The organism is Candidatus Microbacterium colombiense, assembly GCA_029203165.1.
Lineage (GTDB): Bacteria > Actinomycetota > Actinomycetes > Actinomycetales > Microbacteriaceae > Microbacterium > Microbacterium colombiense.
Genome location: CP119308.1, coordinates 2,794,489 through 2,817,482, shown reverse-complemented (window position 1 = coordinate 2,817,482; position 22,994 = coordinate 2,794,489). Strand labels below are relative to the sequence as shown.

Genomic DNA, 22,994 nt, shown 5'->3' with positions numbered 1-22,994 from the left:
CCCGCGCGGCTCAGTCCTTGCGTGAACCGCCGCGACCGAGTGAGAACAGGGCGGCGAACGACGTGACGGCCGCACACACCGTCATGAGTCCGATGACCCACAGGATCACGTGTGAGAAGAAGGCGCCGTCGAGCATGAGGTCTCCGTGATCTGCAGAAAAGGAACGGTGTTCTCAGCCTATCGGGTCATCCGGTACGATTGAGGCTGTACCTCGGCGAGGGATGCTTCTGCGCGTGCGCGAACATCCGTGATCGACGCGGCGAAGCAAGCCCGGTGGCTTTCCTCACGCGTCAGCGTTCGAGTTCACAATTCCAAGACCACCGCGCGGCGCCTTCGCTGCGTGTCCTGAAGGAGAACCTCATGTCTGAAGACACCAAGGTCCACGCCGAGCTCCGCGAGAGCTTCGGCAAGGGCTTCGCCCGCCGTCTGCGCGCTGCCGGCAAGATCCCCGCCGTCATCTACGGCCACGGCACCGAGCCGGTGCACGTCGCGCTGCCCGGCCACCAGGTCTCGCTGCTCTTGCGTCGCGCCAACGCGCTGCTGGAGCTCGACATCGAGGGCACGCCGCAGCTCGCCCTGGTCAAGGACGTCCAGAAGGACCCCGTGCACCAGATCATCGAGCACATCGACCTGCTGGTCGTGAAGAAGGGTGAGAAGGTCACGATCGACGTTCCCCTCATCGTCACCGGCGAGTCCGCTGCGGGCACGATCGTCAACCAGGACGCCAACACGCTCTCCATCGAGGCCGAGGCGACCCACATCCCGCAGAACATCGAGGTCTCGGTCGAGGGTCTCGAAGAGGGCGCGCACATCACCGCCGGAGACGTCGTGCTGCCCAAGGGTGCGTCGTTGCTGACCGAGGCCGACGTCCTCGTCGTCGCGATCTCGATCCCGGCCGAGCAGGACCTCGGCGAAGAGGGCGACGCCCCCGAAGACGAAGAGGCAGCCCCGGAGGCCGCCGCGGAGTGATCTCCGACAGTTTCACCGCAGAGGGGACGCGATCCGATCGCGTCCCCTCTGTCGTATCCTGACCGGGTCGCACGCACGGCCCGGCGCGAGAGGACGAGAGCAAGATGACATCGACTTGGCTCGTGGTCGGGCTCGGCAACCCCGGGCCCCGCTACGAGGCGACGCGGCACAACATCGGCCAGATGGTCGTGGACGAGCTCGCCTCACGCCGCGGCGAGAGCTTCCGTGAGCACAAGGGCGGCGCGCGCGTCGTCGAGACCTGGTTGCGTCCCGGTGCAGACAAGCTCGTGCTGGCGAAGCCGAACACGTTCATGAACGTCTCCGGCACTCCGGTGGCGGCGCTCGCCCGTTTCTACACGGTGCCGGCGGAGCAGATCGTCGTCGTGCACGATGAGCTCGACATCCCGTTCGACACCGTCAAGCTAAAGATCGGTGGAGGGCATGGCGGCCACAACGGGGTCCGAGACATCGCACGAGCGATCGCCACACCCGACTTCCCCCGAGTGCGCGTGGGCATCGGGCGTCCGGTCGGCCGTCAGGACCCTGCCGACTGGGTGCTCTCGCCGTTCGGCAAGGACGAGCGGGCGAACCTGCCGATCCTGATCGATGACGCGGCCGATGCGGTCGAACTGCTCATCTCCGACGGGCTCGTCGCGGCGCAGCAGAAGCATCACGCGCCGCGCTGAGCGAAGCGCGTGATGCCGGGCGTCAGCTGTAGAGGCCGGCTGTTCCGGCTGCGCCGCCGACAGTGAGGGCGACCAGCACGACGACGAAGAAGATCACCGGAGCGATCACTGAGACGATCAGCGCCGCGATGCCCTGCGCTCGTCCCTGGCGGCGTGCGATGGCCATGATCCCGATGACGATGGCCGCGATGCCGAGCACGGTGCCGGTCCAGAACGAGATCTCCGCCCAGAGCACCTGATCGCGTGCAGGCGACAGGAACGCGAGGGAGTCGAAGTCTTCGACCTGGGTCACGGCGCCCGGGATGCGGCGGCCGATCTCGTAGGTCGCGACTCCGACGACGAGCGGTGTCACGACGGCCGCGACGAGCGAGAAGATCAGCGCCAGGATGCCCAGCAGTCCTGAGCGGCGGGGTGCGACCTCGGGCGCGGAGTAGTCGCCGGTGGCCACGGCGTAGCCGCCGACCGGCACCTGGTATGCCCCGGGAGGAGCCTGGTAGCCACTCGGCGCCGACGGGTAAGCGGCCGCGGACGGGTAGGTGGGTGCCGCCGGGTACTGAGGGGTCGGGGGATACGGAGGGGCCGCAGGATACTGGGGCGCCGCCACAGGGTAGGCGGGCGCCGCGGGCGGAGGTACCGCCCCGAACGGTGCGGGCGGGGCGGGAACATCGCCGGACGGCGGGGGCAGCTGCGGATCGGTCACGCCCCCATCCTACGGGCGAGGTTCTCAGACGCGCCGGAGCAGACCGACCCTGTCGTAGACGGCGGAGAGAGTGGCATCGGCGACGGCATCCGCACGGGCGGCGTTCTCGGCGAGGATGCGGTCGAGCTCCGCCGGGTCGTCGAGCAGTTCCAGAGCACGCGCACGCACCGGGGCGAACTCCTCGACGACGACCTCCGCGAGGCCCTTCTTGAAGTCACCGTATCCACGGCCCGCGTATTCGTCTTCGAGTGCGGCGACCTGGCGGCCGGTCAGCGCGGCGTAGATCGTCAGCAGGTTCGAGACACCGGGCTTGGTCTCGCGGTCGAAGCGCACCGCGCCCTCGTTGTCGGTGACGGCGCGCATGATCTTCTTCGCCGACTTCGCGGGGTCGTCGAGCATCCACAGCACGCCCGCATCGCTCTCCGCCGACTTCGACATCTTCGACGTCGGGTTCTGCAGATCATAGATGCGCGCGGTCTCCTTCTGGATCACCGGGATCGGCACGGTGAACGTCTCGCCGAATCGCGAGTTGAATCGCTCCGCGAGGTCGCGCGTCAGCTCGACGTGCTGCTTCTGGTCGTCGCCGACAGGCACGACATCCGTCTGATAGAGCAGGATGTCCGCGGCCATGAGCACCGGATACGTGAACAGGCCCACGCTCGTGGCGTCCTGCCCGTAGCGGGCGGACTTGTCCTTGAACTGCGTCATCCGCCCGGCCTCGCCGAATCCGGTGATCGTGCTCAGGATCCAGGCGAGCTCTGCGTGCGCGCGCACGTGCGACTGCACGTACAGGGTCGACAGTGACGGCTCGATGCCGGCGGCGATGTACTGCGCTGCCGTGCGACGCGTCTTCTCACGCAGCTCGGCGGGGTTCTGCGCGACCGTCAGGGCATGCAGATCGACGACGGAGAAGTACGCGTCGTAGGAGCTCTGGAGGTCTCGCCACTGCAGGAGCGCGCCGATGTAGTTGCCGATCTGGAGGGAGTCGGCGGAGGGCTGCATTCCGGAATAGAGGCGAGGCTTGGTCACGGGATCAATCCTATGGCGTGCGAACCGCCGTGCTGATCGTCGGAGCCTTCCGCAGCCGCGTCTTACGCTGAGGGCATGATCTCCGACTCGCACGCCGCCCGCACCGGTCATCGCGCGGACACGGCACTCTACGTCGAGATCCTGATCCGCGCGCCACTGGAGACCGTGTGGCGTCTCACGCAGGATCCCGCATCGCACGTGCGCTGGGACGCACGCTTCTCCCTGATCGCGCCCGTGCGCGTGCGGGAGGATGGCGCACAGGAGTTCCGGTATGAACGCAGCCTCGCGGTGCACACGATCCGGGGGAGTGGCATTTCGCTCGGGACGAAGGAGGCGCCGTCCGGCGAACGCACGTCGGCTCTGGTGTTCGACACCGCCGACCCGCTGTCGCCGTTGGGACGCGGACGAGGGTACTGGCGCTACATCCCCACCGACGACGGCGTGCGCTTCCTCACCGGGTATGACTACGCGCCGGGCTGGGGGCGGCTCGGGAGCATCCTCGATCCGCTGATCACACGGAGGTTCGTGTGGTGGATGACGGCGTGGAGCTTCGACCGGCTCCGCCTCTGGGCGGAAGACGGCGTCGAACCGGAGCGGACGGGATGGTGGCGCTCCCTCCTGCCTGGCCGACGCCCTCGGGCGAGGGCAGGGCGGTGTCTGTCGCGTCCCCCGCAGAGACGGGCACGCACGATCATGGAGGATGCTCCGGCGAGCCTCGCGGAGATCAGCGCGTGAGCGCGGGGGTCTTCCAGCGTGCGCTCGGAGCAGACTTCGACCGGCTGCATCCGCAACTCCAGCGGCGGTTCGGCGTCGGTGTCGAGGCGGGTTACGGCTGCGTCGGCCGCGGCGTGATGACCGAGGTTCGGCGCGGACCGTGGTGGACGCTGCCGTTCCTCGCGATCGGCACGTTGCGCAACATCATGTTCCCCGAGCGCGGCCACGACATCGCCTTCCAGATCGACAACTACGCGTACATCGACAGTCTCGGCCGCGAGACCGTGACCTTCGTGCGCACCATGGATGTGCGACCGGGACGACGCCGACGCTTCGATGCGACCATGATCTACAGCGCTCGCCGACGACGAGTGGTCGACTACCTCGGCACGCACCAGCACCTGGCCGTGGACCTCGATCTCGCCGTCACCGATGACGGCGGGCTGCGGCTCTCCTCCGGAGCGCAGCGGTTCTACGAAGGACCGTTCGCCTTCCGGTTCCCGATGCTCCTGAGCGGTCGCGCGGCGCTCACGGAGCGCTTCGACGACGAACGGCAGTGCTTCGTGATCGATCTCGAGGTGCGCAACGATCTGTTGGGCTTCCTGTTCGGCTACCGAGGGTCGTTCACCTGCGAGTTCCTCGACGACGCCCCGGTGCCGGCGACCGTCAAGCCGTACCGCGAGGAGGCCCGGGAATGACGTCCCGCGGCGAGGTGTTCCTGGCCGCGCTCGGGGCGGAGGCCGAGCGCCTGCATCCCGAGATCCTGGCGCAGATGCGCGTGCATGCGGACCGAGATGACGTGGAGGGTGTCTTCACGGTCGCCGGCAGTCGTCTCGGACGCCTGATGGCGCTCACCCGCCCCGTCGTGGGGCCGGGCGTCTGCGTCACCCGCTTCGCCCACGATGTGCCGTTCGCGCTCGCCCAGACGACGGGAACCTCGCGGGCGGGTCGGCCGACACTCGACACCTCGCGGGAGTTCCGATTCCCCGGCACGACGCAGTACATCTCCGACCGGCTCACCGTCACCCCGCTGGCCGGCGTCGTGCACAACGCCCTGGGTGTTCGCGGACGGGTGGAGCTGCTGGAGGAGTGCAGCGTCACGGCTGACGGGCATCTGCGCATGCGCACCCGACGTGTCGCCCTGCGACTCGCCGGTCGTCGGCTCGTGCTCCGTGGACTCTTCGGCGTCGCCGTCGATCTCGAGGACGGGTGGGACGAGGCGCACCGGCGACGCACGATCCAGATGCGCGTGCGCAGCCCGCTGCTCGGGACGATCCTCGAGTACCGCGGGTGGTACCGCTACGCCGATCCTCAGTAGCTGTAGTCGACGACCACCGGCGCGTGGTCGCTCCAGCGCTGGTCGTACGCCGCTGCACGCGCCACGTGATACGACTGGACGCGCTCCGCCAGGGAGGGCGTCGCGAGGTGATAGTCGATGCGCCAGCCGGAGTCGTTGTCGAACGCCTGGCCGCGCATGGACCACCAGGTGTACGGCCCCTCGACCTCGCCGGCGAAGCGACGGCCGATGTCAACCCATCCCAATCCGGAACCGACCGTGCCGTCGACTCCGGTCACCTCGGTGCCGGCTTCTCCGAGGAAGCGGTCGAAGTACGCGCGCTCGCGGGGCAGGAAGCCCGCCTTCTTGCGGTTTCCCCGCCAGTTCTTGATGTCGAGCTCGCGGTGACCGACATTCAGGTCGCCGGTGACGAGCGCGAGTGCGCCATCGTTGCCGAGAGCACTCAGGCGTGGTCCGAACGCGTCGAGGAACTTCCACTTCTCGACCTGCTTGGGGGTGTCGGCCTCGCCGGAGTGCACGTACGCGCTGACCACGGTGAGCGGACGATCGCCCAGGAGGAAGTCGGCTTCGATCCAGCGCCCCTTCGAGTCGAAGTCCGCGTCGCCGAAATCGGTGCGCGATGCGAGAGCGGGGGTGCGGCTCGCGATCGCCACTCCCGCGCGCCCCTTCGCCGTCGCCTCGTCGTGCACGAACGTCCACCCGGGGAGAGCGGCCTCGAGATGCTCATCCTGGCCGCGCACCTCCTGCAGCGTGAGGACGTCGACATCGGCGGCATCGAGCCATCCGCTCATCCCGTTGCGGGCGGCCGCCCGGATTCCGTTGACATTGACCGAGGCGATACGCAGATGAGGCATGTGGACAAGCCTAACGAGAGCCGCCGACATCCCGGGCGGGGCGGTTCAGCTCCGAGAGGAGTCGCTGGGCGAGGGGTGTGGGGGGCTCGGCGGGCGGCGGGGGCGTCGCCTCGAGATGCGCGAGCTCCGCCTCCGCCGCGCGCGCCGCACGTCCCGCTGCCCACGCACGGTGCCACGGTGCGGTCTCGCGTGCAGCCCGCGCTTCCCGCACCCGGATGCGCGCCGCCGTCAGCAGGGCCTGATACTCGGCCGCACGTCGCTCCGCCTCCGTCTGGTGCAGGAGAGGGACGTCGCGGTCGCCGGCGGCGACCGCGATCCAGGAGGAGGCGACGAGCATCACTACGCCGTTGATGCGGAACCACAGCAGGAGACCGATGAAGATCGCGAACGTGGCGAGCAGCGGATTGGAGGGCGTGTAGCTCAGCAGGAAACCCGCTCCGAACTGCAGGATCGTCATCGCGCCGCCGCCGAGCAGCGCTCCGGGCCAGATGATCCGCCACGCCAACGACGTGCCCGTGAGGAAGCGCACCATGGCGGCCAGCGCGGCGGACAGCAGAGCGAACGAGACGACGATGGTGCCGATGTGGATGGTGAGATTGAGCCCGAAGGATCCGGCCTTCCAGCCCAGCAGGTCGAGCACCCAGTTCAGCACTCCGGCGCTGGCCGAGCTGAGCAGCGAACCGGCGATCAGGGCGACACCGAAGATCAGGGCGGCCAGGAGATCACGCGCCTTCAGAAGCACATAGCTGCGCCGATCCGGCGGCAGACCGAAGATGTCCCGCGTCGCGCGGCGGGAGAAGGTGACCCAGCCGATCGCCGTCCAGATCACGGTACCCAGCGCGATCAGGCCGGTGACGCTCAGCACGCCGGTGGTGTTCGCCGCGATCTCCTGCACCTGAGCGGGGGTGACCAGTCCGCCCGGTTCCTGGATGAGATGGGGGATGTAGCCGTTGATCAGGTCGATCAGCCCGTCGACCGCCTCGGTGCTGCCGCCGAGCCAGAGTCCGGTGATCGCGAAGGCGAGGTAGATGGCGGCGAAGATCGCGAACAGCGCCTGGTAGCTCACCCCGGCGGCGAGGAGGAATCCGTTGTGCTGCAGGAAGTGGCGCCACACGCGCACGGGGAACAGGCCCAGCGTGCGTTGGGTCAGGGCCGTCGCGCGCTCGACGGCGACATCGAGGCGACCGGCTTCGGGCGCAGCGCCGTCGGAATCAGACACGCCTCCACCCTATCCAAGGGCGGAGGCGTGTCTGACAGCGGGAAGAGCTCAGGGGCGGCCGCGCAGGACGGCCTGCTTGACCTCGGCGATCGCCTTGGTGACCTCGATGCCGCGCGGGCAGGCCTCGGAGCAGTTGAAGGTCGTGCGGCAGCGCCACACGCCTTCCTTGTCGTTGAGGATGTCGAGGCGGACCGCCGCGTTGTCGTCGCGCGAGTCGAAGATGAAGCGGTGCGCGTTGACGATCGCGGCCGGGCCGAAGTACTGTCCGTCGGTCCAGAACACGGGGCACGACGAGGTGCACGCGGCGCAGAGGATGCACTTGGTCGTGTCGTCGAAGATCTCGCGATCCGCGATCGTCTGCACGCGCTCCTTGCCCTTCTCCGGGACGGAGCTTGCGACGAGGAACGGCTGCACCTCGCGGTACGACGCGAAGAACGGCTCCATGTCGACGATGAGGTCCTTCTCCAGCGGCAGGCCCTTGATGGCCTCGACGTAGATCGGCTTCGAGATGTCGAGGTCCTTGATCAGCGTCTTGCAGGCCAGGCGGTTGCGGCCGTTGATGCGCATGGCGTCGGAGCCGCAGATGCCGTGCGCGCACGAGCGGCGGAAGCTCAGCGAGCCGTCGACCTCCCACTTGATCTTGTGCAGGGCGTCGAGCACGCGGTCGGTGGAGTAGAGCTCCACGTCGTAGTCGACCCAGTGCGGCTCGGAGTCCACCTCAGGGTCGAAGCGGCGGATGTTGAAGGTGACGATGAAGGACTGGATGCCGGTCTCTTCGGTCGTGTCGGCGGGGGCCTCGGCGATGGCGGTCGACATGCTCAGTACTTCCTCTCCATCGGCGGGTAATTGAACTCGCCCTGTCGTTCTTGGTGAACACGACGGGCTTCCAGTCGAGTCGGATGTGGTCGCCCGGGTCGGACGAGTGCGCGTCGCCCGTGAGGTACGCCATCGTGTGCTTCATGTACTTCTCGTCGTCGCGCTTCGGGAAGTCGTCGCGCATGTGGCCGCCGCGGCTCTCCTCGCGGTTCTGCGCGGCGTAGACGACGACCTCGGCGATGTCGAGCAGGAAGCCCAGCTCGACGGCTTCGAGCAGGTCGGTGTTGAAGCGCTGGCCCTTGTCGTCGACGTGCACGTTCTTGTAGCGCTCGCGCAGCTCGGCTGATCACGCCCAGCACGTGCTGGAGGGACTCGTGCGTGCGGAACACCTGCGCGCCCTTGTCCATCTCGTCCTGCAGCGCCTTGCGGAGCACCGCGATGCGCTCGGTGCCCTGGTTGTTGCGCAGGCCCTCGAGCATGTCGGACACGAAGGCGGCAGGGTTCTCCGGCAGGGGCACGAACTCGGCGGTCTTGACGTACTCGACCGCGTTGCGGCCGGCGCGCTTGCCGAAGACGTTGATGTCGAGCAGCGAGTTGGTGCCCAGGCGGTTGGCGCCGTGCACCGAGACGCAGGCGCACTCGCCCGCGGCGTAGAGGCCGGGCACGATCGTGTCGTTGTCGGCCAGGACCTCGCCGCTGTTGTTGGTGGGGATGCCGCCCATCGCGTAGTGCGCGGTCGGCATCACGGGCACCGGCTCGACGACCGGGTCGACGCCCAGGTACGTGCGCGCGAACTCGGTGATGTCGGGCAGCTTGGTCTCGAGGACCTCGGCGCCGAGGTGGGTGCAGTCCAGGAGGACGTAGTCCTTGTGCGGGCCGGCGCCGCGGCCTTCGGCGACCTCCTGGACCATGCAGCGCGCGACGATGTCGCGGGGTGCGAGGTCCTTGATGGTCGGGGCGTACCGCTCCATGAAGCGCTCGCCCGATGCGTTGCGCAGGATCGCGCCCTCGCCGCGCGCGCCCTCGGTGAGGAGGATGCCGAGGCCGGCGAGGCCGGTCGGGTGGAACTGGAAGAACTCCATGTCCTCGAGGGGGAGGCCCTTGCGCCACACGATGCCGACGCCGTCGCCGGTGAGGGTGTGTGCGTTCGAGGTGGTCTTGAAGATCTTCCCGAAGCCGCCGGTCGCGAAGATCACGGCCTTGGCCTGGAAGACGTGCAGCTCGCCGGTGGCGAGGTCGTAGGCGACGACGCCCGACGACCTGGGTCTTGCCGTCGGCATCCTTCACCGTGAGCAGGTCGAGCACGTAGAACTCGTTGAAGAAGTTGATGCCGAGCTTGACGCAGTTCTGGAACAGCGTCTGCAGGATCATGTGACCGGTGCGGTCGGCGGCGTAGCAGGCGCGGCGCACCGGCGTCTTGCCGTGCTCGGCGGTGTGGCCGCCGAAGCGGCGCTGGTCGATCTTGCCCTCGGGCGTGCGGTTGAACGGCAGACCCATGTTCTCGAGGTCGATGACCGCGTCGATGGCCTCCTTCGCGAGGATCTCCGCCGCATCCTGGTCGACGAGGTAGTCGCCGCCCTTGACGGTGTCGAAGGTGTGCCACTCCCAGGAGTCCTCTTCGACGTTCGCGAGCGCCGCCGCCATGCCGCCCTGCGCCGCACCGGTGTGGGAGCGGGTCGGGTAGAGCTTCGAGATGACCGCGGTCTTCGCGCCGGGACCGGCCTCGATCGCGGCGCGCATGCCCGGCGCCGCCGGCGCCCACGATGACGATGTCGAACTGGTGGTAGTGCACGCCGTCACGGACGACGGAATCCTGCGTCTCGGTAGTCACTTCTTCGTTAGCCTTCTTCTCAGTTCCGACCAGCGCGGCGCATTCGGTCCAGCAGGACCTGTCGGGCGTCACACCGAGGCACGGGTCGAACGTGAAGACCACGAGGGTGCCGAGCAGGATCAGCAGGCCGGCGGCGAGGCCGAGCGCCCACACGAGTGCCTTGCGGACCTTCGCGGTGGTGACGTAGTCGTTGACGATCGTGCGCATGCCGTTCGCGCCGTGGATGAGAGCGAGCCACAGCATCAGCACGTCCCACCACTGCCAGAACGGCGTGGCGAACTTGCCGGCGATGAAGGCGAAGTCGAGGGCGTGGATGCCCTCGCCGACCATCAGGTTGACGAAGAGGTGGCCGAAGATCAGCACGACGAGCACGATGCCCGAGGCGCGCATGAAGATCCAGCCCCACTTCTCGAGGTTGACGCGGCGCTGGCGGCGGACGCGGGGCGGCGAGAGTCTGCGCGGTCATCAGTGTCCTCCTCCGAAGCCGGCGAAGGCGAGCATGAGGTGGCGCGGCACGAAGCCGGCCATGATCACGACCCACACGGCGAGCACGCCCCAGAACAGCTGACGCTGGTACTTGGCGCCCTTGGACCAGAAGTCGACCGCGATGATGCGCAGGCCGTTCATGGCGTGGAACACGATGCCGGCGACGAGGACGACCTCGCCGAGCGCCATGATCGGGTTCTTGTACGTGCCGATGACGGCGTTGTACGCCTCCGGGGACACCCTGATGAGGGCCGTGTCGAGCACGTGCACCAAGCAGGAAGAAGAAGATGGCGACTCCGGTGATGCGGTGAAGCACCCACGACCACATGCCTTCGCGACCCCGGTAAAGGGTGCCGCGGGGGGTCTTGGACGTGGTTTCCGAAATCGACGGTGTCAAGCGAGCGCTTGTGGACACGGTCGTCCTCCCTGGATCGATGAGCGTCGGTCGCGTGCGCTGCGCTCGTCCAAGAGTGATCCTGTCGAAGTGTCAGGCATGCCCGATCGACGTCCATCCTATTCCTGTCAGAACACTGGGAGCGACGAAGGGGAGCCTAACTCCCGAGGTGCGGACAGGGCCGGCCGGGCGGATCAGCCGATCTGCCGCATCATGTCCCAGCCCGATCCGATCGTGCGTTTCGGAAGGAAGCCGCCTCGGCCGTTGCCGCCGTAGAGCACGAGCGTGCCGTCGGCGGTACGGGCGAGGATGTCCTGCGTGCCGTTGCCGTCGATGTCGCCGGCTCCGAAGATCGCCGTCATGGACTTCCAGCCCGTGCCGATCCGTGTGGCCTTGCCCCAGGTGCCCTTCCCGGTCGTCGGGTACAGCCACAGTGTGCCATCCGGTTTGCGGGCGATCACGTCGCCGCGGGCGTCGCCGTTGAAGTCGCCCGCATGGAACACGGCGGTCATGGCCTGCCACCCCTGCCCGATCTTCGTGCTTCCACTGATCCAGCCGCCACGTCCGTTCCCGCGGTAGAGCACGAGGTCGCCGTTGGGGCGCCGAGCGATCACGTCGGGGAACCGGTCGCCGTTGAAGTCGATTCCGCCGATCAGTTGGGAGAACCCGCTCCACCCCTTGCCGATCTGCGCGGGCGTTCTGAAGCCCCCGGCACCGTTGCCCGCATAGAGCATGAGGCGTCCGTCCGCCTCGGTGCGGGCGATGTCGGGGATGCCGTCGCCGGTGAAGTCCCCCAACGTGGTGAAGGGGCGGTCGCCCCACCCCGGCACGGCGGTGGTCATCGCGGAGAATCCGCCCGCGTTGTTCCCCGGATAGATGCTGAGGTCTCCGGTGTCGGTGAGCGCGAGGACGTCGGCGGCACGGTCGGACGTGAGATCGCCGGCACCACCGGAGAGCTTCTTCTGCGGTGAACCGATGCCGAAGATCTGCACCCAATAGGTCCGGTAGCACGAGCCCGTCGCATACCCCACGCCGAGTCCGGTGTAGCGCTTGTCGAGGATGTTGGCGCGGTGCCCGGAGGATGCCATCCATCCCGCCATCGCCGCTGCGGCGTCCTTCTGCCCTGCCGCGATGTTCTCGCCCGTGGCGACCCAGCCGTAGCCGGCCACCCGCGTGCTGCGCCAGGAGGAGGAGCTGTGCTCGAAGGTGCAGGATGCGGCCAGCTGCCGCGCCCACTCCGCGGCGGCCGCGTCGAGGGCGGCGTCGGAGACCAACGCGGGAACGCCCGCCTTCTGCCGCTGGGCGTTCGTGAGAGCGAACACCTCTCCGGCGGGGCCTCCGGCGGCCGAGGCGGCGACCGGAGCGAACAGTGCGGTGCCCAACGCGAGGACGAGTGCTGCGGCGATGGTTCGTCTGGGGGAGACGAACCGGCCTCTGGGGGAGTGGCGCATGGCACCGACCATATCGTCCGCCCTCGGTGCGTCGATGGCACCCGGATACGCTGGACGGTATGAGTGAGCCGATCGAGGACTTCTACGCCGTCATCCCCGCAGGCGGCATCGGCAGCCGGTTGTGGCCGCTCTCCCGTGCGGACGCCCCGAAGTTCCTGCACGACCTCACCGGTTCTGGGCACTCCCTGCTGCGCGACACGTGGGACCGCCTCGAACCGCTCACGGGTCCCGACCGCATCGCCGTCGTGACCGGTCGTGCCCACCGAGCAGCCGTCGAAGCCGAGCTGCCGGGAATCGCCGACCTCAACGTCTTCCTCGAGTCGGAGCCTCGCGAATCGGCCGCCGCGATCGGTCTCGCCGCCGCCGTGCTGCATCGCCGGAACCCCGACGTGATCATCGGCTCGTTCAGCGCCGACCATGTGATCCGCGGCACCCGTGTGTTCGAGTTCGCGGTGCGCGACGCCGTCGAGGTGGCCAGGGCCGGATACATCTGCACGATCGGCATCTCGCCCACCGAGCCGGCCGTCGGGTTCGGCTACATCAAGAAGGGTGTCGAGCTGGTCGTGGACGGTGCGCGCGAGGCCGCACTCGTGGAGACGTTCGTCGAGAAGCCCGACCTCGACACCGCGAGGGCCTACCTCGCCGATCGCAGCTACCTCTGGAACGCCGGCATGTTCATCTCCCGGGCGAGTGTGCTGCTCGACGAGCTCGCCGAGAATGAGCCCGAGCTCCACGCCGGGCTGATCGAGCTCGCCGAGGCCTGGGACGATCGCGAGCGCCGGGGCCCCGCGGTCGACCGGATCTGGCCGCGGATCAAGAAGATCGCCATCGACTACGCCGTGGCCGAGCCCGCGGCGCGCCGCGGACGCCTCGCCGTGGTGCCGGGGCACTTCGACTGGGACGACGTGGGCGATTTCGCCTCGTTGACCAAGCTGATCACGAACGGGCGCAAGAACGATCTCGCCGTGCTCGGGCCCAGGGCACGGGTGCTGTCGGATGCCGCCAGCGGAATCCTGGTGAGCCAGACCTCCCGGGTGATCAGCCTGGTCGGCGTCAAGGACATCGTCGTGGTCGACACTCCCGATGCGCTGCTGGTCACGACGGTCGAGAATGCGCAACGTGTGAAGGGCGTCGTCGAGTCGCTCAAACTCAGCGGGCAGGGCGACGTGCTCTGATGAGCAGGGCTCGGTGCTCATCGGCGCTGTTGATTCCAGGTTGGTAACCATTCGCCCGCGCAAGGGGCGGCGGTGTGCGCGATCGACGAAACAGTAGGTAACTTTGATCGATCCGCGAGGGCCGCGGTTTCGTTGAGGGAGGCACTGAGTTGACCATCTCCACCACCAAGAAGCTGCTCGGCGCGACCATCGCCGCGGGCGTCATCTTCGCACTCGCCGGCTGTGGCCAGGCGCCGACCGAAGCGGGCGGCTCCGACGCCCCCGCCGCGTCCGACTTCACCGCGTGCATCGTCTCCGATGCCGGTGGCTTCGACGACAAGTCGTTCAACCAGCTGTCGTTCGAGGGCGCTCAGAAGGCCGCAGACGAGCTCGGCGCGACCTTCAAGAAGGCCGAGTCGAACGCCGAGACCGAGTACGGCCCCAACATCGACAACATGGTCTCCGAGGGCTGCAACGCCATCGTCTCGGTCGGCTTCGCTCTCTCGCAGGCGACGGTCGATGCGGCCAACGCCAACACCGACACCGACTTCATCCTGGTCGACGACGCCGGAGGCGACGCCAAGCCGGACAACCTGAAGCCGCTGCTCTACAACACGGCTGAGGCGGCGTTCCTCGCCGGGTACCTCTCCGCCGGTTACTCGACGACCGGTAAGGTCGGCACGTTCGGTGGCATGGAGTTCCCGACCGTCACGATCTTCATGGACGGCTTCAAGCAGGGCGTCGACTACTACAACGACGAGAACAGCGCTGCTGTCCAGGTCATCGGCTGGGACGGCAAGACGGGCTCCTTCACGGGCGGCTTCGAGGCAAACCAGGACGCCAAGACGGTCGCGAAGAACATCATCGACCAGGGTGTCGACGTGCTCTTCCCGGTCGGCGGTCCGATCTACCAGTCCGGCCTCCAGGCCATCAAGGACTCCGGTAAGGACATCGCGCTCATCGGTGCAGACGCCGACCTGTTCAACACCGACCCGACGACGGCCGACTTCGTGCTGACCTCGGTGCTCAAGGCGATGGACCTCTCCACCTACGAGGCCGTCATGGCCAGCGCTGACGGCACCTTCAGCGGAGACGCCTACATCGGAACGCTCGAGAACGAGGGCGTCGGCATCGCGCCGCTGCACAACTTCGAGAGCAAGGTCGACGCCGACCTCGTGACCAAGCTCGACGGGATCAAGAAGGACATCATCGACGGCAAGATCACCGTCACGTCCTACCTCAGCGAGTAACACGGAAGAGCAGTGGGGAGGCCGGCCCAGGTCGGCCTCCCCACTGTCGTCTGCCCAGGCGATCCTGGGCAGCGGAGAACGTCATGAATAGGATCGACACATGAAGCTTGAGCTGCGCGGAATAACGAAGAGGTTTGGCGCGCTGACGGCCAACGACCACATCGATCTCATCGTCCAACCCGGTGAGATCCACTGCCTCCTGGGCGAGAACGGCGCCGGCAAGTCGACGCTGATGAACGTCCTCTACGGGCTCTACCAGGCCGACGAGGGAGAGATCCTCATCGATGACGTCGTCCAGGACTTCGACGGTCCGGGTGACGCGATGACCGCCGGCATCGGCATGGTCCACCAGCACTTCATGCTCGTCCCCGTCTTCACCGTCGCCGAGAACGTGATGCTGGGCCACGAGAAGACGACTTTCGGAGGACGCCTCGACCTCGCAGCCGCGCGGCGACAGGTCAAGGAGATCTCCGACCGCTTCGGGTTCGACGTCGATCCCGATGCCGTCATCGAAGACCTCCCCGTCGGCGTGCAGCAGCGGGTCGAGATCATCAAGGCGCTGTCGCGCGACGCGAGCATCCTCGTCTTCGACGAGCCGACCGCCGTGCTCACCCCGCAGGAGACCGACGAGCTGATGGCGACGATGCGTCAGTTGAAGGAGCAGGGGACGGCGATCGTCTTCATCACCCACAAACTCCGCGAGGTGCGCGAGGTCGCCGACCGCATCACCGTCATCCGCCTGGGCAAGGTCGTCGGCGAAGCATCGCCCACGGCCTCGAACGCCGAACTCGCCTCGCTCATGGTGGGTCGCGCCGTCGAGCTGACGGTGCACAAGGACGCCCCGGTGCTCCACGACAACGCGCTCGTCGTCGAGAACCTCACGGTCACGGATGCCGTCGGCACCGTGCTCGTCGATGAGGCGACCTTCGAGGTGCGCGGTGGCGAGGTGCTCGCGATCGCGGGCGTGCAGGGCAACGGGCAGACCGAGCTCACCGAGGCGCTCATCGGCCTCCAGGACAGGGTCCGAGGCAGCATCCGCCTGAACGGTCAGGAGATCGTCGGTCGCAGCGTGCGCCAGATCCTCGACGCGGGGGTCGGCTTCGTCCCCGAGGACCGCGGGGTCGACGGCCTCGTGAAGGAGTTCTCGATCGCGGAGAACCTCATGCTCGACCGCTCGAACGGTGAGCCCTTCGCCAAGGCGGGCGCGCTGCAGTTGCGCGTGCGCGATGCTTTCGCCCGCGAGAAGATCACCGAGTTCGACATCCGCACCCAGGGCCCCGCGCAGGCAGCCGGCCGGCTCTCCGGTGGTAATCAGCAGAAGGTCGTGCTCGCCCGCGAGCTGAGTCGTGACCTCTCGCTCTTCGTGGCCGCGCAGCCGACGCGTGGCGTCGACGTGGGCTCGATCGAGTTCATCCACAAGCGGATCATCGAGACCAGGGACTCCGGCGTGCCGGTGATCCTCATCTCCACCGAGCTCGACGAGGTGACGGCATTGGCCGATCGAATCCTCGTGATGTATCGCGGCAGGATCGTCGGCATCGTGCCCGGGAACACGTCTCGTGACACCCTCGGCCTGATGATGGCCGGCGTCGTGAATGAAGGAGTCCAGGCATGACCGCCGCCCCGACGCAGGACACTGCGCAGACGACCACCCCGGAGGCGCCGCGTCCTGGCCGCTGGCGTGAGGCCATCCGGCACATCGTGGCTGGAAACGCGATCGTCTCGGTCCTCGCCGTGATCGCCGCGATCGTCGTCGGCTCGCTGATGATCGCCGTGACGGATCCCGCCGTGCAGGCCGCCTCGTCGTACTTCTTCGCGAAGCCGGGCGACATGCTCGCCGCGATCGGCCAAGCCGTGGGCGGCGCGTACGCCGCGCTGTTCCGCGGCTCGATCTACAACTTCAACGCCGACTCGTTCGCGGTCGGGATCCGTCCGCTGACCGAGACGCTCAAGTTCGCGACGCCGCTCATCGCCGCCGGCCTGGGTGTCGGACTCGCGTTCCGTGCCGGGCTGTTCAACATCGGCGGTCAGGGACAGATGCTCATGGCCGCTGCGGCGGCCGGCTATGTGGCCACCGCGTGGGACATGCCGTTCCCCCTGCACATGATCGCCGCGCTCGTCGCCGGTGTGATCGCCGGAGCCGCCTGGGCGGGTATCGCCGGCCTGCTCAAGGCCCGCACCGGCGCGCATGAGGTGATCGTGACGATCATGCTCAACCACATCGCCGTCTATCTGCTCGCGTGGATGCTGGCGACGCAGGGCATCCTCCAGGCGCCGGGATCGAGCAACCCGAAGACGGCGCCGATGGCCGATTCGGCCGTCCTCCCGCTCATTCTCGGACCGTCGTACAAGCTGCACCTCGGGTTCCTGCTCGCGCTCGTCGCGGTCGCGATCACGTGGTGGATCCTCGAGCGCTCGAGCCTCGGCTTCCGCTTCCGTGCTGTGGGGGAGAACCCTGCGGCTGCGAAGACCGCCGGTATCTCCGTCGGGCGGATGTACTTCACCGTCATGGTCATCGCCGGAGCGCTCGTCGGACTCGCCGGCGTCAGCCAGGTGCTCGGCACCGAGCCCAAGGGCTTCAGCGGCGGCATCGATGCCGGTATCGGTTTCGACGCGATCACCGTCGCGCTCCTCGGACGCTCGCGGCCCCTCGGCATCCTGGGAGCAGGCCTCCTGTTCGGTGCCTTCAAGACCGGTGGCTTCACGATGCAGGCCTCGCAGGGCGTGCCGATCGAGATCGTCCTTGTCGTGCAGTCCCTCATCGTGCTGTTCATCGCCGCGCCGCCGTTGGTGCGGGCGATGTTCGGTCTTCCGCAGCCCGGCCGTGCGACACGTCGACAGCGTCGCGCCGCGAAGAAGGAGGTGGCGGCATGAGCGTCCAGACCCTCGATGACCAGCCCCGTACCCTGAGCGTCGTCTCCTGGAAGACGCCCATCATCTTCAGCGTCGCCACCGTGCTCGTCGGACTGCTGCCGCTGCTCGTGCCCCGCGCAGGTGACGCGACGTTCCGGCTCACCGCCGGAAGCGAGATCCTGGCGCTGCCCGACGTGGTGGTGCCCGGCACCCCCGCCGCCTGGGTGGCTGTCGTCATCGGCGCGGCGATCACGGTCGCCGCGTACATGCTCGCCGCGAGGCGGCGCCCCGTTCCACTCTGGCTGACAGCGGTCTTCGTGATCGCCCTCATCTTCGGATTCCTCGCCTGGGCGGCCGCCGGCAGCTCCGGAACGCTCCCGATGATCGGTCTGCTCAGCGGAGCGCTCGCGTTGGCGACGCCGCTCATCTTCGGTGCGCTGGGTGGCGTGATCGGTGAGCGCGCGGGTGTGGTGAACATCGCGATCGAGGCGCAGCTGCTCGCCGGTGCGTTCACGGCCGCGATCGTCGCCTCCAGCGTCGGAACCCCCTGGGCCGGTCTGATCGCGGCGATGGTCGCCGGCGTGCTCGTCGCGCTCGTGCTGGGCGTGTTCGCGATCACGTACCACGTGGATCAGGTCATCGTCGGTGTCGTGTTGAACGTGCTCGTCATCGGTGTGACGACCTTCCTCTTCCGTCAGGTGCTCGCTCCCAACCAGGAGACGCTCAACACCGTCACTCCGTTCGAGGTCATCCCGATCCCGCTGCTCAGCGAGATCCCGATCCTCGGACCGATCCTCTTCCAGCAGACGATCGTCGTCTACCTGATGTACGCCGTCGTGTTCATCGTCTGGTTCGGGATGTACCGCACCCGGTGGGGGCTGCGCATGCGCGCGGTCGGCGAGCACCCGCAGGCGGCCGACACCGTGGGCATCAACGTGGCGCGCACGCGCTACATGAACGTGCTGATCGCCGGTGCGATCGCCGGTATGGGCGGGGCGTTCTACACGCTCGTCTCGGTGCCGCGATTCAACCCCGAGATGACGGCCGGCGCCGGATTCATCGCCCTCGCCGCGGTGATCTTCGGCAAGTGGGACCCGATCAAGGCGACGCTCGCGGCGCTGCTGTTCGGGTTCGCAACCAACCTGCAGGGTGTCCTGAGCGTCATCGGCTCCCCGGTGCCGAGCCAGTTCATGCTGATGCTGCCGTACATCGTGACGATCTTCGCGGTGGCAGGGCTCGTGGGCAAGTCGCGGGCTCCCGCGGCCGACGGCCAGCCGTACATCAAGTCCTAGTCACCAGAAGCGAGGAACGACATGACCGATATCGACTGGGACGAGCTCCGTCAGGTCGCGACCGATGCGATGACCAAGGCGTACGCTCCGTACTCCCGGTATCGCGTCGGCGCTGCGGCGCTGGTCGGAGACGGACGCATCGTGGCGGGCTGCAACGTCGAGAACGCCTCGTACGGGGTGACCCTGTGCGCGGAGTGCGCGCTGGTCGGCGATCTGCACATGTCCGGCGGTGGCCAGCTGGTGGCGTTCGTCTGCGTCAACAACGACGGACAGACGATCATGCCCTGTGGGCGGTGCCGTCAGCTGCTGTACGAACACGCGATGCCCGGGATGCTGCTGGAGACCGTCTCCGGCATCCGCACGATCGATGAGGTGCTGCCCGACGCGTTCGGGCCGCGCGACCTGGAGGACGCACGATGACCGTTGAGCCCTATGACGCGGTGGATGTCATCCGCTCCAAGCGTGATGGCGGTGTCGTGGCAGAGCCCGCGCTGCGGTGGATGATCGACGCGTACACCCGCGGCTACGTCTCGGACGCGCAGATGGCCTCGTTCGCGATGGCGATCTTCCAGCGCGGCATGGAGCGCGATGAGATCCGCGTGCTCACCGACGCGATGATCGCGTCGGGGGAGCGGATGAGCTTCGCCTCCCTCGGCAAGAAGACGGTCGACAAGCACTCCACGGGTGGTGTCGGTGACAAGATCACCCTGCCGCTCGCCCCGCTGGTCGCGGTGTTCGGCGTGGCGGTGCCGCAGCTGAGCGGCCGCGGTCTCGGGCACACCGGCGGCACGCTCGACAAGCTCGAGTCGATCCCCGGCTGGCGTGCAGCGCTGAGCAACGAGGAGATGTTCGCGCAGATGCAGGGCGAGGTGGGCGCAGTCATCTGCGCCGCGGGCTCCGGGCTCGCCCCCGCCGACAAGAAGCTGTACGCCCTGCGCGACGTCACCGGAACCGTCGAGGCCATCCCGCTGATCGCGTCGAGCATCATGTCGAAGAAGATCGCCGAAGGCACGGATGCTCTGGTGCTCGACGTCAAGTTCGGCTCCGGCGCGTTCATGCAGGACATCGATCGTGCGCGCGAGCTCGCCCGCACGATGGTGGCCCTCGGCACGGACTCCGGCGTGGCGACGACCGCGCTCCTCACCGACATGAACGTGCCGCTCGGGCGCGCGATCGGCAACGCCAACGAAGTGCGCGAGTCGGTCGAGGTGCTCGCCGGCGGCGGCCCCTCCGATGTGCGTGAGCTCACGATCGCGCTCGCCCGCGAGATGCTCGCCCTCGCAGGACAGCCGGACGCCGACGTGGAGGCCGCGCTCGACGACGGTCGCGCCATGGACGGGTGGAAGGCCATGATCCGTGCGCAGGACGGCGATCCGGACGCGCCCCTGCCGACGGCGCGCGAGTCGCATGTGGTCACCGCACCGAAGGACGGCGTGCTCGCCCGCCTGGACGCTCTCCCGTTCGGCGTCTCCGCCTGGCGTCTCGGGGCCGGTCGTGCCCGTGCCGAGGATCCCGTGATCTTCGAGGCCGGCATCGATCTGCACGCGAAGCCGGGTGATCGAGTGATCGCGGGGCAGCCGCTGTTCACGCTGTCCGCGGCCGACGAGGCGCGCTTCCCGCGTGCGCTCGAGGCTCTCGAGGGCGCGTGGGAGATCGGCTCCGAGGCTCCCGCCGCCGGTCCGATCGTGCGCGAGCGCATCACGGCCTAGGCTGGGCCTGGCCCACCTGCACGACTTCTGAGAGGACCCCCATGTCGATCGACGCGAACGGCGATGTCACGATCCAGGGCGCATCCCTGCGGAGCCTGCCGAAGGTGTCGCTTCACGACCATCTCGACGGAGCGGTGCGTCCGGCGACCATCGTCGAGCTCGCGGATGCCGTGGGGCTGGAACTGCCCGAGACCGATGCCGCGCGCCTGGCGCGCTGGGTCGCCAAGAAGAGCGATTCCGGCTCGCTGGTCGAGTATCTGAAGACGTTCGACGTCACGATCGGCGTCATGCAGACCGCCGAGGGGCTCACCCGGGTCGCGCGCGAGTTCGTGCAGGATCTCGCCGCCGACGGCGTGATCTACGGTGAGATGCGCTGGGCTCCTGAGCAGCACCTGACGCGCGGGCTCACCCTGGAGCAGACGGTCGAAGCCGTGCAGCAGGGCATCGAGGAGGGCGAGGACGCCGCCGACCGCGCCGGCCACAGCATCCGCGTCGGACAGCTCATCACGGCGATGCGGCACACCGCCCGCTCTCGCGAGATCGCGGAGCTCGCGGTCGCCTTCCGCGGGCGCGGCGCCGTCGGGTTCGACATCGCGGGTCCGGAGGACGGCTTCCCGGCATCCGGCCACCGCGCCGCCTTCGACTACCTGGCCGAGAACTTCTTCCCCGTCACCGTGCACGCGGGCGAGGCTGCCGGACTCGCGTCGATCCGCTCGGCTCTCGTCGACGGACGTGCGTTGCGCCTCGGGCACGGCGTCCGCATCGCCGAGGACCTGCAGGTCATCACCGAGGAGGGTGACGAGGTGCAGGTGCAGTTCGGCGACCTTGCCCGGTGGGTGCGCGATCGGGAGATCCCGCTCGAGCTCTCGCCGTCATCGAACCTGCAGACCGGTGCGATCACCGCGTGGGGCAAGACACTCGCGGACCACCCCTTCGATCTGCTCTATCAGCTCGGGTTCTCCGTGACCGTGAACGTCGACAACCGCACGATGAGCGGCACGTCGCTGACCCGTGAGCTCGCTCTTCTCGTCGAGGCTTTCGAGTACGACCTCGACGATCTCGAGGCGTTCCAGTTCAACGCGGCGTCTGCGGCCTTCCTGCCTGTCGAGGAGCGGGAAGAGCTCGTGGAGATGATCGCCGAGGGCTTCGCCGGCTGAACGACGGTGACTCGGGGGAGGCGGCGTCGCGGGGGCGGCGCCACGGTCGTCGGCGCACTCATCGGCGTCGGAGTGCTCGTGGTGGGTGGACTCGCCGCGGCAGCGGCCGTGTGGATGAACCGGACGCCCGAAGAGCCGACCCCGAGGGCCGCGGGGCCGATGGTGGAGCGTCCGTTGACCCCGGCGCAACAGCTCGTGGCCGACGCCGATGATCCACTCGCGTGCGCGGTGACGTTTCTCGGCGACGGGGTCGTCGAAGACCCGATGCTGCAGTGGCAGAACGACCTGTACCGGGGGCTTCCCATCCCGGCGCAGGAGGGACGCGTGTTCGCGGGCTGGTATTCCTCGGCGGATGCCGGTGCCCACCTCGACGCCGCGTCGAGGGTCAACGGCGCCGATCCGGTGATCTGCGAAGATCAGGAGGTCGAGCTCTTCGGCGCGTGGACCACCCCCGAGGCGAACGCGGCGCAGGGCACCGAGGTGCCGATCCTGATGTACCACCAGTTCACCTCCGACCCCGAGGGCGAACACGGGTGGCTGCGGGGCAACTATGCGTACGTCGGAGACTTCGATGCCCACATGCAGCACATCTCATCGACCGGCTTCTACCTGCCGACGTGGGATGAGCTGAGCGCGTTCATCGACGGAAGGCTCTTCCTCCCCGCGCGTTCGGTGATCGTCACCGACGACGATGCCGATCAGACGTGGTTCGATCTGGCGGCTCCCGTGGTGGAGAAGTACCACGTGTTGTCGACGTCGTTCATGATCACGGCCTATCGCCAGGATCCGCCCCCGTCGATCTATGTGCTGCGCCGCTCGCACACGCACGACATGCACCAGGCCGGCGACAACGGCAAGGGTCGCATGGTCAACTGGACGGCCGAACAGATCGCGGCCGATCTGAACGCCTCGGCAGACGTGCTCGGGGTGCGAGAGGTGATCGCGTACCCTTTCGGGCATTACGACGACACAGCCAAGCAGGGCGTCGCGATGGCCGGATTCGAGATGGCACGCACGATCGAGCCCGGGTACGTGCGGATCGGTACCGACAAGCTCGCCCTCCCCGTCGTGCGCATCGATTACGGGATGGGACTCGACGCGCTGATCTCGCGCATCGGCTGAGCGCCACGAGC

21 protein-coding genes and 3 pseudogenes are annotated in these 22,994 nt (G+C 68.0%); 14 read left to right on the top strand and 10 right to left on the bottom strand.

Annotation, left to right across the window (positions count from 1 at the left end; all coding sequences use genetic code 11):
* Positions 1-10 precede the first annotated feature (10 nt).
* Positions 11-136: a hypothetical protein gene (locus tag P0Y60_13615; GenBank protein WEK60342.1), complete on the bottom strand. Its 126-nt coding sequence runs from the start codon at positions 134-136 to the stop codon at positions 11-13.
* Between the two features lie 224 nt (positions 137-360).
* On the opposite strand from P0Y60_13615, the gene P0Y60_13610 reads away from it, so the two are divergent.
* On the top strand, positions 361-969 hold the full coding sequence (locus P0Y60_13610; protein ID WEK60341.1) for a 50S ribosomal protein L25/general stress protein Ctc: 609 nt from the start codon (positions 361-363) through the stop codon (positions 967-969).
* Positions 970-1,073: 104 nt separating this feature from the next.
* Entirely contained in the window at positions 1,074-1,655 is a 582-nt protein-coding gene (gene pth, locus P0Y60_13605; GenBank protein WEK60340.1) for an aminoacyl-tRNA hydrolase, read from the top strand.
* A 22-nt stretch (positions 1,656-1,677) separates the two neighbouring features.
* On the opposite strand, the gene P0Y60_13600 is transcribed toward pth, so the two are convergent.
* Together P0Y60_13600 and trpS are read right to left on the bottom strand one after the other, a co-directional pair.
* Positions 1,678-2,355, bottom strand: a complete 678-nt coding sequence (locus P0Y60_13600) for a hypothetical protein (protein ID WEK60339.1) — start codon at positions 2,353-2,355, stop codon at positions 1,678-1,680.
* A gap of 24 nt (positions 2,356-2,379) precedes the next feature.
* On the bottom strand, positions 2,380-3,384 hold the full coding sequence (gene trpS, locus P0Y60_13595) for a tryptophan--tRNA ligase (protein WEK60338.1): 1,005 nt from the start codon (positions 3,382-3,384) through the stop codon (positions 2,380-2,382).
* A 75-nt stretch (positions 3,385-3,459) separates the two neighbouring features.
* Here trpS and P0Y60_13590 point away from each other — a divergent pair, with 75 nt between their 5' ends.
* From P0Y60_13590 to P0Y60_13580, 3 genes are read left to right on the top strand one after another with little or no spacing between them, the layout of a single operon-like run.
* Positions 3,460-4,119 carry an SRPBCC family protein gene (locus tag P0Y60_13590; GenBank protein WEK60337.1) on the top strand — a complete coding sequence of 220 codons (660 nt, stop codon included), beginning with the start codon at positions 3,460-3,462 and terminating at the stop codon, positions 4,117-4,119.
* Positions 4,116-4,796 (top strand): DUF4166 domain-containing protein, encoded by a 681-nt coding sequence (locus P0Y60_13585; GenBank protein WEK60336.1) that lies wholly within the window; start codon positions 4,116-4,118, stop codon positions 4,794-4,796. The genes P0Y60_13590 and P0Y60_13585 overlap by 4 nt, the downstream gene beginning before the upstream one ends.
* The gene (locus P0Y60_13580) at positions 4,793-5,416 is read left to right on the top strand and encodes a DUF4166 domain-containing protein (GenBank protein WEK60335.1); all 624 of its coding nucleotides are present in this window, start codon (positions 4,793-4,795) and stop codon (positions 5,414-5,416) included. The genes P0Y60_13585 and P0Y60_13580 overlap by 4 nt, the downstream gene beginning before the upstream one ends.
* Here the strand turns inward: P0Y60_13580 and P0Y60_13575 are convergent.
* The 7 genes and pseudogenes from P0Y60_13575 to P0Y60_13545 form a co-directional block, all read right to left on the bottom strand.
* Entirely contained in the window at positions 5,410-6,249 is an 840-nt protein-coding gene (locus P0Y60_13575) for an exodeoxyribonuclease III (protein ID WEK60334.1), read from the bottom strand. The two genes, P0Y60_13580 and P0Y60_13575, sit on opposite strands and share 7 nt — an antisense overlap.
* Positions 6,250-6,259: 10 nt before the next feature.
* The gene (locus P0Y60_13570) at positions 6,260-7,468 is read right to left on the bottom strand and encodes a YihY/virulence factor BrkB family protein (GenBank protein ID WEK60333.1); all 1,209 of its coding nucleotides are present in this window, start codon (positions 7,466-7,468) and stop codon (positions 6,260-6,262) included.
* Between the two features lie 48 nt (positions 7,469-7,516).
* On the bottom strand, positions 7,517-8,284 hold the full coding sequence (locus P0Y60_13565; GenBank protein ID WEK60332.1) for a succinate dehydrogenase iron-sulfur subunit: 768 nt from the start codon (positions 8,282-8,284) through the stop codon (positions 7,517-7,519).
* A gap of 2 nt (positions 8,285-8,286) precedes the next feature.
* A pseudogene (sdhA, locus tag P0Y60_13560) lies at positions 8,287-10,115 on the bottom strand (succinate dehydrogenase flavoprotein subunit).
* A gap of 69 nt (positions 10,116-10,184) precedes the next feature.
* Positions 10,185-10,581 (bottom strand): annotated as a pseudogene (locus tag P0Y60_13555) (succinate dehydrogenase hydrophobic membrane anchor subunit).
* Positions 10,581-10,929 (bottom strand): annotated as a pseudogene (gene sdhC, locus P0Y60_13550) (succinate dehydrogenase, cytochrome b556 subunit). The pseudogenes P0Y60_13555 and sdhC overlap by 1 nt, the downstream one beginning before the upstream one ends.
* Positions 10,930-11,189: 260 nt before the next feature.
* Positions 11,190-12,446 (bottom strand): FG-GAP-like repeat-containing protein, encoded by a 1,257-nt coding sequence (locus tag P0Y60_13545; GenBank protein WEK60331.1) that lies wholly within the window; start codon positions 12,444-12,446, stop codon positions 11,190-11,192.
* Positions 12,447-12,505: 59 nt separating this feature from the next.
* On the opposite strand from P0Y60_13545, the gene P0Y60_13540 reads away from it, so the two are divergent.
* The 9 genes from P0Y60_13540 to P0Y60_13500 all read left to right on the top strand — a co-directional run bounded on the left by P0Y60_13540 (position 12,506) and on the right by P0Y60_13500 (position 22,983).
* Positions 12,506-13,621 carry a mannose-1-phosphate guanylyltransferase gene (locus P0Y60_13540; protein WEK60330.1) on the top strand — a complete coding sequence of 372 codons (1,116 nt, stop codon included), beginning with the start codon at positions 12,506-12,508 and terminating at the stop codon, positions 13,619-13,621.
* A gap of 155 nt (positions 13,622-13,776) precedes the next feature.
* Positions 13,777-14,850, top strand: coding sequence for a BMP family ABC transporter substrate-binding protein (locus P0Y60_13535; GenBank protein WEK62926.1), 1,074 nt, complete (start codon positions 13,777-13,779; stop codon positions 14,848-14,850).
* A 100-nt stretch (positions 14,851-14,950) separates the two neighbouring features.
* Positions 14,951-16,465 (top strand): ABC transporter ATP-binding protein, encoded by a 1,515-nt coding sequence (locus P0Y60_13530; GenBank protein ID WEK60329.1) that lies wholly within the window; start codon positions 14,951-14,953, stop codon positions 16,463-16,465.
* A complete protein-coding gene (locus P0Y60_13525; protein ID WEK60328.1) occupies positions 16,462-17,724 on the top strand; it encodes an ABC transporter permease in 1,263 nt (420 codons plus the stop codon). The genes P0Y60_13530 and P0Y60_13525 overlap by 4 nt, the downstream gene beginning before the upstream one ends.
* Positions 17,721-18,995, top strand: a complete 1,275-nt coding sequence (locus P0Y60_13520) for an ABC transporter permease (protein ID WEK60327.1) — start codon at positions 17,721-17,723, stop codon at positions 18,993-18,995. Before P0Y60_13525 ends, P0Y60_13520 begins: the two co-directional genes overlap by 4 nt.
* A 21-nt stretch (positions 18,996-19,016) precedes the next feature.
* Positions 19,017-19,415, top strand: coding sequence for a cytidine deaminase (locus P0Y60_13515; protein ID WEK60326.1), 399 nt, complete (start codon positions 19,017-19,019; stop codon positions 19,413-19,415).
* The gene (locus P0Y60_13510) at positions 19,412-20,704 is read left to right on the top strand and encodes a thymidine phosphorylase (protein WEK60325.1); all 1,293 of its coding nucleotides are present in this window, start codon (positions 19,412-19,414) and stop codon (positions 20,702-20,704) included. Before P0Y60_13515 ends, P0Y60_13510 begins: the two co-directional genes overlap by 4 nt.
* A 41-nt stretch (positions 20,705-20,745) precedes the next feature.
* Positions 20,746-21,861: an adenosine deaminase gene (locus tag P0Y60_13505; protein WEK60324.1), complete on the top strand. Its 1,116-nt coding sequence runs from the start codon at positions 20,746-20,748 to the stop codon at positions 21,859-21,861.
* A 6-nt stretch (positions 21,862-21,867) separates the two neighbouring features.
* The gene (locus P0Y60_13500) at positions 21,868-22,983 is read left to right on the top strand and encodes a polysaccharide deacetylase family protein (GenBank protein WEK60323.1); all 1,116 of its coding nucleotides are present in this window, start codon (positions 21,868-21,870) and stop codon (positions 22,981-22,983) included.
* Positions 22,984-22,994: the final 11 nt, after the last annotated feature.

What these genes read in the sequence shown, in the direction of transcription:
- P0Y60_13590 (WEK60337.1), top strand. Translation starts at nt 3,460, where the DNA reads ATGATCTCCGACTCGCACGCCGCCCGCACCGGTCATCGCGCGGACACG.
- P0Y60_13505 (WEK60324.1), top strand. Translation starts at nt 20,746, where the DNA reads ATGTCGATCGACGCGAACGGCGATGTCACGATCCAGGGCGCATCCCTG.
- P0Y60_13530 (WEK60329.1), top strand. Translation starts at nt 14,951, where the DNA reads ATGAAGCTTGAGCTGCGCGGAATAACGAAGAGGTTTGGCGCGCTGACG.
- P0Y60_13540 (WEK60330.1), top strand. Translation starts at nt 12,506, where the DNA reads ATGAGTGAGCCGATCGAGGACTTCTACGCCGTCATCCCCGCAGGCGGC.
- P0Y60_13575 (WEK60334.1), bottom strand. Translation starts at nt 6,249, where the DNA reads ATGCCTCATCTGCGTATCGCCTCGGTCAATGTCAACGGAATCCGGGCG.
- P0Y60_13610 (WEK60341.1), top strand. Translation starts at nt 361, where the DNA reads ATGTCTGAAGACACCAAGGTCCACGCCGAGCTCCGCGAGAGCTTCGGC.
- P0Y60_13580 (WEK60335.1), top strand. Translation starts at nt 4,793, where the DNA reads ATGACGTCCCGCGGCGAGGTGTTCCTGGCCGCGCTCGGGGCGGAGGCC.
- P0Y60_13520 (WEK60327.1), top strand. Translation starts at nt 17,721, where the DNA reads ATGAGCGTCCAGACCCTCGATGACCAGCCCCGTACCCTGAGCGTCGTC.
- P0Y60_13565 (WEK60332.1), bottom strand. Translation starts at nt 8,284, where the DNA reads ATGTCGACCGCCATCGCCGAGGCCCCCGCCGACACGACCGAAGAGACC.
- P0Y60_13615 (WEK60342.1), bottom strand. Translation starts at nt 136, where the DNA reads ATGCTCGACGGCGCCTTCTTCTCACACGTGATCCTGTGGGTCATCGGA.
- P0Y60_13515 (WEK60326.1), top strand. Translation starts at nt 19,017, where the DNA reads ATGACCGATATCGACTGGGACGAGCTCCGTCAGGTCGCGACCGATGCG.
- P0Y60_13525 (WEK60328.1), top strand. Translation starts at nt 16,462, where the DNA reads ATGACCGCCGCCCCGACGCAGGACACTGCGCAGACGACCACCCCGGAG.
- P0Y60_13545 (WEK60331.1), bottom strand. Translation starts at nt 12,446, where the DNA reads ATGCGCCACTCCCCCAGAGGCCGGTTCGTCTCCCCCAGACGAACCATC.
- P0Y60_13510 (WEK60325.1), top strand. Translation starts at nt 19,412, where the DNA reads ATGACCGTTGAGCCCTATGACGCGGTGGATGTCATCCGCTCCAAGCGT.
- pth (WEK60340.1), top strand. Translation starts at nt 1,074, where the DNA reads ATGACATCGACTTGGCTCGTGGTCGGGCTCGGCAACCCCGGGCCCCGC.